The sequence below is a fragment of the Paenibacillus sp. 203 genome, from assembly GCF_037027525.1.
GTDB lineage: Bacteria > Bacillota > Bacilli > Paenibacillales > Paenibacillaceae > Paenibacillus > Paenibacillus polymyxa_B.
The window spans coordinates 643,594-657,747 of the sequence record NZ_JAXCHD010000001.1 but is presented as its reverse complement, the minus strand read 5'-3'; the positions used below and the strand labels follow the sequence as shown (position 1 = coordinate 657,747).

At 45.1% G+C, this 14,154-nt stretch carries 9 protein-coding genes; 3 read left to right on the top strand and 6 right to left on the bottom strand.

The window, feature by feature from the left end:
- Positions 1-2 precede the first annotated feature (2 nt).
- A complete protein-coding gene (locus tag WA407_RS03000) occupies positions 3-1,247 on the bottom strand; it encodes a S1C family serine protease (protein WP_322172732.1) in 1,245 nt (414 codons plus the stop codon).
- Between the two features lie 358 nt (positions 1,248-1,605).
- Between WA407_RS03000 and WA407_RS02995 the strand changes: the two genes are divergently transcribed.
- The gene (locus WA407_RS02995) at positions 1,606-3,231 is read left to right on the top strand and encodes a nitrite/sulfite reductase (RefSeq protein ID WP_336076744.1); all 1,626 of its coding nucleotides are present in this window, start codon (positions 1,606-1,608) and stop codon (positions 3,229-3,231) included.
- A 111-nt stretch (positions 3,232-3,342) separates the two neighbouring features.
- Here WA407_RS02995 and WA407_RS02990 read toward each other — a convergent pair whose 3' ends face one another.
- From WA407_RS02990 to uvrB, 3 genes are all read right to left on the bottom strand, one after another.
- On the bottom strand, positions 3,343-4,554 hold the full coding sequence (locus tag WA407_RS02990) for a hypothetical protein (RefSeq protein WP_336076742.1): 1,212 nt from the start codon (positions 4,552-4,554) through the stop codon (positions 3,343-3,345).
- A gap of 410 nt (positions 4,555-4,964) precedes the next feature.
- Positions 4,965-7,826: an excinuclease ABC subunit UvrA gene (gene uvrA, locus WA407_RS02985; protein ID WP_235306455.1), complete on the bottom strand. Its 2,862-nt coding sequence runs from the start codon at positions 7,824-7,826 to the stop codon at positions 4,965-4,967.
- Between the two features lie 172 nt (positions 7,827-7,998).
- A complete protein-coding gene (gene uvrB, locus WA407_RS02980) occupies positions 7,999-9,990 on the bottom strand; it encodes an excinuclease ABC subunit UvrB (RefSeq protein ID WP_061829965.1) in 1,992 nt (663 codons plus the stop codon).
- Between the two features lie 208 nt (positions 9,991-10,198).
- Here uvrB and WA407_RS02975 point away from each other — a divergent pair, with 208 nt between their 5' ends.
- Positions 10,199-11,026 carry a flagellar motor protein gene (locus WA407_RS02975; RefSeq protein WP_235306457.1) on the top strand — a complete coding sequence of 276 codons (828 nt, stop codon included), beginning with the start codon at positions 10,199-10,201 and terminating at the stop codon, positions 11,024-11,026.
- Positions 11,010-11,825: a flagellar motor protein MotB gene (locus tag WA407_RS02970; RefSeq protein ID WP_013312222.1), complete on the top strand. Its 816-nt coding sequence runs from the start codon at positions 11,010-11,012 to the stop codon at positions 11,823-11,825. The genes WA407_RS02975 and WA407_RS02970 overlap by 17 nt, the downstream gene beginning before the upstream one ends.
- 235 nt (positions 11,826-12,060) lie before the next feature.
- Here the strand turns inward: WA407_RS02970 and WA407_RS02965 are convergent, their stop codons facing one another.
- Both WA407_RS02965 and WA407_RS02960 read right to left on the bottom strand, forming a co-directional pair.
- The gene (locus tag WA407_RS02965; RefSeq protein WP_023990607.1) at positions 12,061-12,288 is read right to left on the bottom strand and encodes an aspartyl-phosphate phosphatase Spo0E family protein; all 228 of its coding nucleotides are present in this window, start codon (positions 12,286-12,288) and stop codon (positions 12,061-12,063) included.
- Between the two features lie 292 nt (positions 12,289-12,580).
- The gene (locus tag WA407_RS02960) at positions 12,581-13,984 is read right to left on the bottom strand and encodes a DNA-binding protein (RefSeq protein WP_254350471.1); all 1,404 of its coding nucleotides are present in this window, start codon (positions 13,982-13,984) and stop codon (positions 12,581-12,583) included.
- Between the last annotated feature and the right edge of the window lie 170 nt (positions 13,985-14,154).

The window sequence follows — 14,154 nt, the reverse complement described above, 5'->3', positions numbered from 1 at the left end:
GTTCACTTTCCAGTAGTTGCCCCTTGAGCTGGCTCCGATGTTTCCTTAGGAAGCGCTACGCCGCCATCTTCAGCGGCCTCCGAACCGTTCGAATCTTCACCATCTTCTCCAGACTGAATGGACTCATAGATTTCACCATTATCTTGTGTCAGTACTAGCTTGCGCTTCACAATATCACCGTCCGACTGCATTAGTACACTCACCGTTTGACCTGGTTGATAGTTTTTAAGCAGCTCATTGACATCAATGGCCGAAGCCACACGCTTACCGTTAATGCTATACAGCTCATCGCCTTCCTTGATTTTGGCCTGAATGGCATTGGCTGAGGTAATTTTCGTAACTTTCAGAGGGTCCTCGGTAGGTAATCCAACGATAGCTGACCAGCTCTCTTCCAGACTCAGACCAAGACTGGCGCGCCGAACCTCTCCGTATTTGAAAAATTGGCCGATGACATATTTCACCGTATCCGACGGAATCGAAAAGCCCATATTTTCAATGCCGACCGCCGAGAATTTCATCGTATTGATCCCAATGACCTCACCCTTGAGATTGACCAGCGGACCGCCGCTGTTACCAGGATTGATCGCGGTATCACTTTGGATCAAACGATAAGCAGCGTTGACACCACGGTTCAGCCCGCTAACAACACCTGAGGTTGCCGAATTGCGAAGTGAAAAAGATATAGGCGTACCAATAGCCACTACCTGCTCACCTACCTGTAGACTGTTCGTTGATGCTGCCAAGGTGGCGGGTTTGAGGCCGCTTGCCTTGATTTTGACTAATGCCAAATCACTGATCGGATCGCTGTAGCTGTCGGTGATTCCGTAAGATTTTCCGTCCGAGGTTACGACCACGGCATCACCTAATCCTTCGATAACATGTGCATTCGTCACAATCCATCCATCGGTACGAATGATAACACCCGTGCCGTGAGCCAGGTTGTATCGATCTCCTCCTGCTACGGTCTCTCCCGTGGCTGAACGGCCTATGATACCGACCACAGAAGGAGATACATTTTTAACCACCTGCGGCACACGATCGACCGATAACGTATATGTACCATTTGCGCTGTTATATGCGCCGCTGGTTCCTAATGCTTTATTCATATCGCTTACGTTAACATAGACCCCACCATTAATGACTTTGGCCTTTAACGCAGTTCCACTGCTGGCTGCACCTGCCGTTCCAGAAACACATAGAGCGCTGCCCAAAGCCAGAACAACTGCCCTTTTCCCCATCTTACGCATATAATCACCATTTCCTCTCTTACATGACCCTGTTCTATCAGTTAGTCCAAATCTACCATAGAGGGGACACGTATACAATCGCTTTAAGCCCTATCTTTTTCTAAAAGGCGCCGTTTGCTACATCCCTGTCCTCTCATGCTATTTATATTATAAATTTTCCAAATCCTTATATCAAAAAAATAAGCAAAAACGATAAATAATCGTTATACCGTTTAGGTCATTCCTTCGTTTACGGGCATAACCAACTATGATACCATCACATTATATCTTAGTTTTATTGTCGGAAATAAAGAATAAAATCATGAGTCCTCTAACAAAACACTAAAGTATAAATAAGCACCCACAGGAGGTTAAAAGAATGGCCTACGAACCAATCTGGAACGCTCATCCCGATAAGCTTAACAAATTCGAGTTAGTCAAGCTGGAAAAGGACGGTCTCGACGTTATCCGTACCATTATCGAAAACTATGCCAACGAAGGCTATGATTCGATCTCTGCGGACGATATGGACCGTTTCAAATGGGCTGGGGTATATCAGCAAAAGCCCAAGGATGGTCATTTCATGATGCGGGTCCGCATCAACACAGGGATCATGACTTCAGCACAGGCACATGCATTGGCGGACATATCCGCGCTATATGGACGCGGTCTTGTGGATGTCACCACTCGCCAGGCGATTCAATTTCACTGGCTGACGGTCGAAAGCTTGCCCGATATTTTCGAAAGACTGGAAAAAGTCAATTTGTATTCCTTTGAAGCCTGTGGAGACTGCCCGCGTACCATTGTCGGTAATCCGCTGGCTGGCATCGATCCCAATGAATTGGTGGATACCCAGGAGATTGTAGATGAAGTAAACCGCTTTTTCTTATTAAATCGAGACTTCTCCAATCTGCCGCGCAAGTACAAAATGTCTATCTCCGGTAATACGTACAACAATGCACAGGCTGAAATTAACGACCTGTCCTTCACTCCGGCCACCAAGATCCTCGATGGAAAAGAAGTGATCGGCTTCCATGTGATGGTTGGTGGAGGTTTGTCCGCCAAGCCGCATATGGCACAGTCTCTGGATTTGTTTGTTCGTCCTGAGGAAGTACTGAAGGTTGCTATTGCTGTCACCACCATTTTCCGTGATTACGGCTATCGGGAAAAGCGGCACCATGCCCGCTTGAAATTCCTCGTTGCCGATTGGGGCCCAGACAAATTTCTGGCTAAGCTCACCGAGTACATCGGTGAAATGCCCGGACGAGGCGAGGACAAAACGATTGGCTGGCAAGCCGCCTATTTTGACGGTGTGCATCCTCAAGCTCAAAAAGGTCTGAACTATGTCGGTCTGAACGTGCCTGTCGGTCGCCTTAGTGCTGATGAGTTGCACGAACTGGCCGACCTGGCTGACCGCTATGGCGATGGTCAGATTCGTACCACGATGTCACAAAATATTTTACTGAGCGGCGTGCCGGATGAGCAAGTGGATGAACTACTGGAAGCCCCCGTGCTGCAACGCCTGACACCACAGCCCAAGCATTTTATGAGTCGTACGGTATCGTGCACAGGAAATGAGTTTTGCAATCTGGCGATTGTGGAAACCAAAAAACGGGCGGTTGACGTTGCCGAGTATTTGGATCAGCACGTACAATTGGATGAAAAGGTGCGCATTCATTTTATCGGTTGCCCGAATTCCTGCGGTCAAAAGCATATTGCGGACATTGGTCTGCAAGGCTCGCTTATTAAGACACCGGAGGGCTTGGTCGACGCGTTCGACATCGCTGTCGGCGGAGCGCTTGGAGCAGGCGCCCAGTTTAACAAGGCGCTCAAAGGCCGCGTACGCGGGGATCAGGTTGGACCTGTACTAGCAGAGCTCATCCTGTTCTACAAAGAAAACAGGAGCGCTGGCGAAAGCTTTTACGCATATGTACAGCGTGTAGGTATTCCGACTTTCCAGGAAAAGCTGTCTGCCATTTTACAATCCGGCCACGTTGCATCCTAAATATAGAGTCTATTAACAGCCTGCTTGTATCACATATACAAGCAGGCTGTTTCTTATCGTATACAACCTCGCAATATCGTTTCCCTCAATTCCACAAAAAAAGACACCGGATTACTCCGGTATCAATATTTTCGCAAAATCTAGTACTGTTGGCTTATGAGCACCTGTTGTAGATGTCACCACCACGTAGCCTGAAGGTATCTTGTATATCAATCCCGTATCGTAACGGATGCCGAAGGAATTATCCTCCTTATAATGAGTCCTTGTTTCCCACACCTTCGTACCGTTTCCTTTCAGGCCTGTAATGGTGATGCCATGCATCTTCGTGGTTTTACCCAGTGGATCATATTGATCACTGAACTGGACATACAACTGCTCCTCAGGCAGATACACCCGGTCAGCCGCATAGTCCTCTGTATTACTAAATAATTGCAGACCATTACTAAGCACCTGTGTACGCTTGCTGTTTCCTTTAAGCCCTGTTACAGCAATATGACCGCTCGGCAACTCACGTACTGCGGCAATTTCTTTACCTGATCCTAAGTCCAGATGGATGTCACGAATATCGCGACCATATACATCTGCTTGTACCCCGACGGGACCATCTGAGCTGTTCAAAAGCGCATAATATCCATTGTGACTGCCGACCAGCCAACCCGAGGTCACTCCGGCCGTCGTTCGATTCCATTGTAGATCGCCAGTTTCAGTGTATTTGAGTACAGTGAAGGACTGCTCCGCAAGGTTTAGATAGGAGACCAGGAAACTGCCATCCTCCAGTGTCTCCAAACCAACCTGAGAATCCTGCCCATGAGATATCAAGCCATCTGTGGGTAATGTTTTGGACCACAAGGTGTTTCCATCCTCGTCCAATCGGGAAGCCTGCAACTCTCGTATTCCGTTCGGTTTTGTATAATCAATCAGAAACAGCAAGCCCCTATCCGGCGTCTCCCGCTGGACTCCCCTGCTGCTTGTTCCGGGTTGTACGTTCAGGTCCTGCTGATGTTTCCATACAGCCTCCACAGAACTGTCCAGCTTGCCATATGTGACGTGTACTACACTTGCTTCTGTATCGTCCTCGACGTTCAGCATTAAAAACCCACCATTCGCTGCGGGTTGAATGTAATCATGAGCGTTTTCTAAATCCTTAATACTGCCAATTGCTGCACTTGTTTCGATTTCGGCTTGTTTGGGCGCAAACGCTTCAGACACCTCGGAGGCATAGGACGGTGCAGCACTATAACCCATCAAACATGCCGCCAAAGCAGCTCCTGCTGCCCATGAATATACACGTGTACGTAAAACTCTACTTTGCTTAATCTTCAAGCGTTCCAGCTCCCTTCATGACTTCCTCAAAGATGTTGTATGAACCTTAGATGTGATAAAACTACAGACGGTTTCGCTTCAACTTGTAATGGTTGTCACGCGGGCACGGAACTCCGTATGATGCTAAGTAATCATAAATTATATATTTACCTCTTCAAGCCCGAGCCTAAACATCCAAAACTCCAAAATTTAGAGACTACTCAGAGACTTTCTGTCGATGAATATACGTATAGATTTATTATTCCAGCGCTTGGTAAACTATGTGTCACATGCTTTAACGCAGGAATTTGATAAAAGTTTTCTTTTTTTACAAAAAAAATAAAACCCTGCAAGACGAAGGCATCAATACACTAGTTCGTATTCTGCCTTCCTGCCTGTGCAGGGTTTTTAAATCATACGTTAAATGGTATTTATAGATCGACTGTCTGAAGCGATTGACTACGCTGGGTATCCCGTTCAAGGATCGGCTTTAAGTATCGACCTGTATAGGATTCTTCGACTCTAACGAGTTGCTCCGGTGTCCCGGTAGCCAAGATCGTTCCACCGCCGCTTCCGCCTTCCGGTCCCAAATCAATCAGATAATCGGCTGTTTTAATCACATCGAGATTATGCTCAATAACCAGCACCGTCTCTCCTGAATCAACCAAACGATGCAGCACCGTCAATAATCGGTCAATATCGTGAACATGCAGACCGGTTGTCGGCTCGTCCAAAATATAAATGGTTTTGCCTGTGCTACGACGATACAATTCGGAGGCCAGCTTCACGCGCTGTGCTTCACCGCCAGACAAGGTAGTCGCAGGCTGACCCAGCTTGATATACCCCAATCCTACATCCATCAGCGTCTGGATCTTGCGATGAATCTTCGGAATATTTTCAAAAAACTCCGTTGCATCCTCAACCGTCATCTCCAGCACATCGGCAATACTTTTCCCTTTGTATTTAACCTCCAGGGTCTCCCGGTTATAACGCTTGCCTTTGCACACTTCGCATGGAACATACACATCCGGCAGAAAATGCATCTCAATCTTGATGATACCGTCGCCTCTACAAGCTTCACAACGGCCTCCCTTAACGTTAAAGCTAAAGCGGCCTTTCTTGTAGCCTCGTACTTTGGCCTCGTTCGTCTGCGAGAATAAATCACGGATATCATCAAATACACCAGTATACGTTGCAGGATTGGAACGCGGTGTACGGCCAATTGGCGATTGATCGATCTCAACAACCTTTTCGATATGTTCTAACCCGCGAATTTCTTTATGCTGCCCAGGACGTACTCTCGCTCGGTTCAGATCACGCGCCAAGGTTTTGTACAAAATTTCGTTGACCAGCGTCGATTTTCCAGAGCCGGATACACCAGTAACAGCTGAGAAAACACCCAACGGAATTTTGACATTCACATTTTTGAGATTGTTCTCCTTGGCTCCGCGAATCTCCAGCCACTTATCAGCAGGCTTGCGCCGCTCGGTATTGACCGGAATGAACTTGCGTCCGCTCAAATACTGCCCGGTTAAGGAATTCGGGTCTTCCATAACTTCCTGCGGAGTCCCCTGCGACATGATCATCCCACCATGGATTCCAGCTCCTGGCCCAATATCAATGATATAGTCCGCCGCCATCATCGTATCTTCGTCATGCTCCACCACAATCAACGTATTGCCGAGATTCCGCATATGCTCCAAAGCACTAATTAGACGGTCATTATCTCGCTGATGCAGACCGATACTAGGCTCGTCCAAAATATAAAGCACACCCATCAGACTGGACCCGATCTGTGTCGCCAATCGGATACGCTGTGCTTCACCGCCTGACAACGTGCCTGCAGCACGGCTTAAAGTCAGGTATTCCAAACCAACGTTAACAAGGAATCCCAATCGGCTGTTAATTTCTTTTAAAATGAGATTGGCAATCGACTTCTCCTTCTCACTCAGCTCCAGTGTATGGAAAAAGTTTGAAGCTTCACCGATAGACAAAGCTGTCACAAAAGCTATATTACGCTCTTGAATGGTTACCGACAGACTTTCTTTTTTCAGTCGGTGTCCCTTACAGGTGTTACATGGCTTTGCACTCATAAAGCCTTCAATAAATTCACGTATACCTTCAGAAGCCGTATCACGATAACGACGCTCCAGATTGGGGATAATTCCCTCAAAGGTCACATAGGCTTCCTTACGTTGACCAAAATCATTCTCATAGCGGAAACGGATCTTCTGCTCACCCGTTCCATGTAAAATGAGGTTCATTTGTTCTGTCGTCAATTGACTAACAGGAATGTCCTGCGGAATACCGTAGTGCTCGCATACTGACTGTAAAAATTGAGGATAATAAGTGGAAGTTCCACCACTCCAAGCCTGAAACGCCCCATCTTCCACACTTTTTTCAGGATCGGGAATGAGCAGATCAGGATCAACTACCATTTTAACTCCTAACCCATCACAATCTGGACAAGCACCAAACGGACTATTAAAGGAAAACATTCTTGGAGACAGTTCATCTATGCTGAATCCACAAATAGGACATGCAAAGTTGGAGCTGAAACGCAACTCCTCTTGCCCCATAATGTCTACAAGCAACTGCCCACCTGAAAGATTCAGTGCCGTCTCAATAGAGTCAGACAGACGCGCACGCACATCTTCTTTAACTACGATGCGGTCTACGACCACTTCAATCGAGTGCTTCTTGTTCTTTTCCAGCTCAATCTTCTCAGATAATTCACGTAGTTCTCCATTCACACGTACCCGTACAAAGCCCTGCTTGGCTATATCCGTAAACAGTGTTTTATGTTCACCTTTGCGGCCGGAGACCAATGGAGCCAGAATCTGAAGTCTTGTCTTTTCAGGATATTGCAAAATGCGGTCTACCATCTGTTCAACGGTCTGCGAAGTAATTTCAATGCCATGTTCAGGACAATGAGGATGACCCACCCGAGCAAACAGCAACCGCAGGTAGTCATAGATTTCGGTAACCGTTCCGACAGTAGAACGCGGATTCCGACTTGTTGTTTTCTGGTCAATGGAAATGGCAGGAGACAGACCGTCAATCGAATCAACGTCTGGTTTCTCCATTTGTCCGAGGAATTGACGGGCATACGCAGATAAAGATTCCACATACCGCCGCTGCCCTTCTGCATAGATCGTATCGAAAGCCAGTGACGATTTACCTGAGCCGCTAAGCCCTGTCAGGACGACGAACTTGTCCCGTGGAATTGTCACGTCAATATTTTTGAGATTATGCGCGCGTGCGCCTTTGATGATGATGCTTTCATTCGCCAAATGTTTCATCTCCTTAGCCGTAGTTCACGTCATGCTATATCGCATTGGATTATCCCATGGAAGTGATATATCGCAAAGAGAACGACCACATAGGCCGCCCTCACTATTTTTAAAAGCAAAGCAATCAAACATTTTATTTTCATATGTTTTGCTTCTAGCTTATTCTCAATCTTTAATCAGCTCGTAACTCCAGCAAAGCGTCACGCAGCTCGGCTGCCCGCTCGAACTGTAGGTTCTTGGCGGCGTCTTTCATCTCTGCTTCCAGACGCTGAATGAGTGATTGACGCTCCTTCTTGGAAAGTTTACCCGTCTCATTAGGAAGGTAATCATTCTTAGACTCTGCCACCTTGGTTGCTTCAATAACATCACGAATCTTTTTACGGATGGTTTGCGGGGTAATCCCATGTTCTTCATTATACTGAATTTGGATCGCACGACGACGTTCCGTTTCCTTTATCGCTTTATCCATAGAATCGGTAATCTTATCGCCGTACATAATAACACGACCGTCACTGTTCCGTGCTGCCCGTCCGATCGTCTGAATCAGAGAGCGCTCAGAACGCAGGAAGCCTTCTTTGTCCGCATCCAAAATCGCGACCAGCGATACTTCCGGCAAATCGAGGCCTTCCCGCAACAAGTTGATCCCGATTAGCACGTCGAAGGTCCCTAGACGAAGATCCCGCAAAATAGCCATCCGCTCCAACGTCTTAATTTCGGAGTGCATATACCGAACCTTGATGCCTACTTCTTTTAAATAGTCAGTCAAATCTTCAGACATCTTCTTCGTAAGTGTGGTCACCAGTACCCGTTCTTCACGTTCTATGCGAAGCCGTATCTCACTAATGAGATCGTCAATCTGCCCCTTGCTCGGACGCACCTCAATAATCGGATCAAGAAGCCCGGTAGGACGAATAATCTGCTGTACCATCGTTTCGCATTTCTCCATCTCATAGGGTCCTGGAGTAGCCGATACATAGATGATCTGACTTACCTTGTCCTCGAACTCTTCAAACTTCAACGGGCGATTATCCAATGCGGATGGCAAACGGAAACCATGTTCCACCAGTACATTCTTACGTGCTTGGTCACCATTATACATGGCACGAATCTGCGGCAACGTAACATGGGACTCGTCAATGACGATCAGCATATCATCCGGGAAATAATCCATCAGTGTATATGGTGTCGCACCTCGCTCGCGGAATGTCAGTGGACCTGAATAATTCTCGACGCCGGAACAAAAGCCAACCTCTTTCATCATCTCGATATCATAGCGGGTACGTTGCTCCAAACGTTGCGCCTCTAACAGCTTCCCTTGCTCCTTCAACTCCGCTAATCGCTCTTCAAGCTCACGTTCAATGTTGACCAATGCTACCTTCATCGTATCCTCATGAGTAACGAAGTGAGATGCCGGGAAAATGGCAATATGATCACGTTCACCGATCAATTCACCCGTAAGCACATTAATCTCGGTAATTCGTTCAATTTCATCCCCGAACAGTTCTACACGTATAGCGTGTTCCCCATGGGAAGCCGGGAATATCTCCACAACATCCCCCCGTACACGGAAAGTACCCCGCACGAAGTTGATATCGTTCCGCTGATATTGAATATCGACCAAGCGGGACAAAATCTGATTGCGGGGTTTCTCCATGCCGACTCTAAGCGAAAGCAGCAGGCTTGAATATTCTTTCGGGGAACCCAAACCATAAATGCAGGAGACACTCGCTACAATAATAACGTCACGACGCTCAAACAGAGAGCTTGTCGCTGAGTGGCGAAGTTTATCAATCTCCTCATTAATGCTGGAATCCTTCTCAATATACGTATCGGAAGACGGGATGTATGCTTCCGGTTGATAGTAATCATAGTAGCTGACAAAATAATCGACTGAGTTATTCGGAAAAAATTCTTTAAACTCACTCGCCAGTTGAGCAGCCAAAGTCTTATTATGTGCAATAACCAGCGTAGGCCGATTCAACTTGGCAATGGTCTGTGCGATGGTAAACGTCTTACCTGTTCCCGTAGCACCCAATAGCGTTTGATGCTTCTTTCCTTCTGCAATTCCCTCTACCAATTCAAAAATGGCCTGAGGCTGATCGCCTTGAGGTTGGAATTCCGACTGAATTTCAAAAGTCTTATCGCTAACAACGATATCACTCATTGCCCTGCATCACCCTTATCGTCTAAAATGGAAACATCATGATTTTACACCAGTCGAGCTTTAACGTCTTTACCTGTAACTCTATGTCGATATTTCCCGAGCAATGATACTTGGGAAATATGGTTAGATAAGAATGTTTGTTCCCGTATTATACCTCTTTCTTACCATGGATGCAAACGATAAGTCTTGAATAGGAGTGAATTAAATTTTGGATATCACCATCGTATTGGGCATCATCGCCGGAATCATAGCATTAATCGGTGGCTTCTTATGGGAAGGCGGCGAATTTACAGGGCTGCTTCAAGGTACATCGGCTCTCATTGTATTTGGGGGAACTTTCGCCGCAGTTGTGATCAGCTACCCAGCTTCCAAGCTGAAGACGATCCCCACCGCCCTACGGATGGCATTTAGCCGTGAGGACAATCCTACGAAGCAATATATAGAAGATTTGGTTTCCATGGCTACCACCTCACGCCGATCCGGTGTGCTTGCGCTAGAGCGTACTTCATCAGAGCATCCGAATGCATTTTTGCGTGAAGGTCTTCAGTTGGTCATCGACGGCACCGAGCAGGAGCAGATCAAACAGATTTTAGAGCTTGAGTTAGATGCCATTGAACACAAACATGAAGGATACGCCAAAATATTTGAATCCGCAGGCGGTTATGCCCCTACGATGGGGATTATCGGTACTGTCATGGGCCTGATCCATGTACTGGGCAGCCTGACCGAGCCTACTGCGCTTGGTCCGTCCATTGCTGTTGCTTTTATCGCAACACTATATGGCGTTGCTAGCGCTAATCTGATCTTCCTGCCCATCGCATCCAAAATAAGAGCTGCCAGTGAGAGTGAAATTATCACTATGGATTTGCTGCTGCAAGGTATTTTGGCTATCCAAAACGGAGAGAATCCAAAGCTTGTACGCAAAAAGTTGGAGTTCTTTATCCGCTCAGAGCAAAATATAGATCACAAACCGCCTCGTCGCTCACGCACAGATGACGCTTCTCCAAAGGAGGACTTCCATGAGAGCGCGCGGTAAGCGCCGTGGGGGTCAAGGAGGCGGCGGAGACCATCGTGACCGCTGGATGATTACCTATGCCGATCTGATCACCCTGCTGCTCATATTTTTCGTTGTGATGTATGCCATGAGTAGTCTGGATGCTAAAAAATACGATGTCGTTGTTCAATCCCTCCAGGATACGTTCCACAAGGGAGATTCTATTTTGGAGCAAGGCTCGGGCATTACAGGTACTGCCGATCGTTACACCAGCAAGAATCCACCCACGACCAAGCAACCAGCAGCCGATAAAAAGGAAGCTGGATCGACAAAGCTCACCGAACGTGAACAAGCATTCCGCACGCAGGAAAAAGAGCTGCAAAATTTAATGGGTGTCATTCAAGAATATATTACGGACAACAAACTGGAAAACCAGATTTTCGTGTCAGATCAGCCGCGTGGTATTGTCATTACACTGAATGACCGCTTTTTATTCGATCAAGGTAGAGCTGCACTCAAGCAAGGCTCTGCCAACACGCTATCCAAGTTGGCCAGTCTGTTTCGAGATTTGAAAACACCGATTAGCATTGAGGGCCATACGGACAACATTCCGTTCACGCGCTCCTCGAACTCATCGACGTATAAGGACAACTGGGAGCTTTCCGGCGCACGGGCACTGTCTGTACTCCGATTCTTTCTCGACAGAGAGCAACTTTCACCCTCAGGATTTCAGTATGCGGGTTATGCAGATACCCGACCGGTTGGTGACAATAGTACCGAAGCTGGACGACAAAAAAACCGCCGTGTCGAAATCACCGTATTACGCCAGCTTCAACAGTAAAACCCAAAAACCTCCTGAGTCACGCAGTAACGTGAATCGGGAGGTTTTTTTGATGCCTATTTACATTAATACATGGCTTCCGCTCTGATGTAGACGCAGAACAATAAACTGTACGAACAACGTGTATAAGAGCGGCGTACGAGATGCAATAGAGATTATTTTGTTTATTCTATATCCCACTATGTATTAGAAGCCCTGTTGAAGTTAGGTTTTATCTTGTCATAATACTTGATAATTAATAAGATAGGACAAGCTCGTGTTGCTTCTCTTGTATTTGTGAACTTTGGGGTATACTCTGTTGTCTGCGATAGCTATATTTCCAGTCACTGTATTTATTAAGGAGTCGATCCAACTCCATGGACTTGATTAACACCCGTCGATCCTTCAATCCCACCTCATTCGCCAAATCATTTAGTTCCTTCCGCTTTTCTTCGATGCATTCCTCCAATTGTTTCCATTTCACATCAATAAACCTCCTGTTCGGTGTGGTATTTACATTAGTTTACAAGCTGATACCTTCCCTACAGGTTAAAAATATAATAAAACCCAGTTCATTCCTTTAACGGGATGAATCAAAAAACCAGCCTCAGTAAGGCTGGTTTTTTGATTCATCTATTTACTTGGAAAATTCCCTTGAAACTCACTTGGAAGTAAACAGCACTATTGGATTTCACCCACCTCTACCATGACTAGAAACTGAAATATGAGAATTATTACTAACTATAATATCATGGAAAGAAGACAGAACCCCGATATTACTGACTACTATTAGAGAAAGCAAAAGTGAAAGTAAAACCTTCCTCATCTTTGCACACCTCCTTAATAATAGATTTATAAATCTCAATTTGTTCTTCGTCACATAAAGCTCTATTATTTTCGAATAAAACCATACTTTGGGCGAAACTCTCTACATTTTTAAGAAAGAATGATATCTGTATACATTGTAAATTAGCATTTACTGCATCCTTATATCTCTTATTTCGTCTATAATAAATGGCTAGTTGGAAATTAAAATTATAATAATCATCCATAAATATTACATCCTGAGTATTTCTAAAAATATCAATATATTGAATAAATCGATCCAAGATACTGTCAACTGAGAAGAAATTTCTATTAGCCGATTCTAAAATATTCACAAGACCTGGTAATATCTCATCATTATTGTTCTCTAATAAGTTTACATATTGAGGGAGCACAGACGTATCTCCTAATAGTAAATCAAGTGTATAAGAGTTACCCATAGACCATACCTTAAACTTTTCCACTTCTCTTTTCCCAACGGTGTTTAAACCCTCAAACCAACTTAGATCGGCATACTCAGCAACGATTTTTTTTGCATTCTCATAGTCGCCAATTTTTTGTAAGGCATAAGCTTTCATAAGTAATCCTTGCCCATAATATACTACTAAATGTCGCTCGGTCTTTATCGGTACATAATTCCTGTTTTTCCGAGCCCTTCTTTTACTTTCTTCTTCATATATAATTTTAGATTGTTCCCAAAGCTCATCGCTGTGTGTAATTGTTTCTTGCCATTTATGTAGTGAAGAATATATATTTGTTAGATGCAACAATCCGTCTAATTGATGGCACTCTGGCAACCGAAAACGAAAAGGTTCAAATCGTATAGCCGCCTTTAGATTTAATTCAGTATTCTCTCCAATTTTTGCACGAAACAATTTATAATGGCTTATCGCCAATCTCTCAGAATGCTGATATTTTTCATTTTCAATGACACATTCATAGAATGGAATTGCCTCTTGCAGCTTCCCCCCTTCGTATAACTCCTCTGCCAAAGCAAAGATTGTTGGAATGTGGTTAAGATCTTCCATTAAGCGTGAGAGCACTTTCTCCACACACCTCAGATTTCCTACTTCAACACAGCGTATAAGGAACGGCTTAACTCTTTTCCAATGAGGTCTTCCATCATAAAAACATTCATCCACATACAGGTCATACAACCAGCCTTCTGGATAATTAAATGCTTTGGTAATCAAGTCCATTTGTCTTACGGAGATAGGTTTAGGCGGATTCCCGTTAAGCATAGCACTAAATATGCCCCGGTTAAGACCCGTAGCTTGTCCAAAACTATTAAAAGTGTAGCCACCAAGTTTTAGTTCTTTCTCAATTTCCGAACGAATCGTGGTTGCATTTTCCAATAAAAACACCCCCCGGCGTATTCAGATGATTTTAAAAAATCACCCTCCTCGACAATCAATTACAATATACTAGAAATTATATGAATAAATTGGATGACGGTCAACCCCTTTTCTACACTGTTTTATTATATTATGGAATTTGATGTTTATTAAAATAGTTCTTACAAGAA

Coding starts and splice junctions, on each gene's coding strand:
- WA407_RS03000 (WP_322172732.1), bottom strand. CDS start 1,247: ATGCGTAAGATGGGGAAAAGGGCAGTTGTTCTGGCTTTGGGCAGCGCT.
- WA407_RS02995 (WP_336076744.1), top strand. CDS start 1,606: ATGGCCTACGAACCAATCTGGAACGCTCATCCCGATAAGCTTAACAAA.
- uvrB (WP_061829965.1), bottom strand. CDS start 9,990: ATGAGTGATATCGTTGTTAGCGATAAGACTTTTGAAATTCAGTCGGAA.
- WA407_RS02970 (WP_013312222.1), top strand. CDS start 11,010: ATGAGAGCGCGCGGTAAGCGCCGTGGGGGTCAAGGAGGCGGCGGAGAC.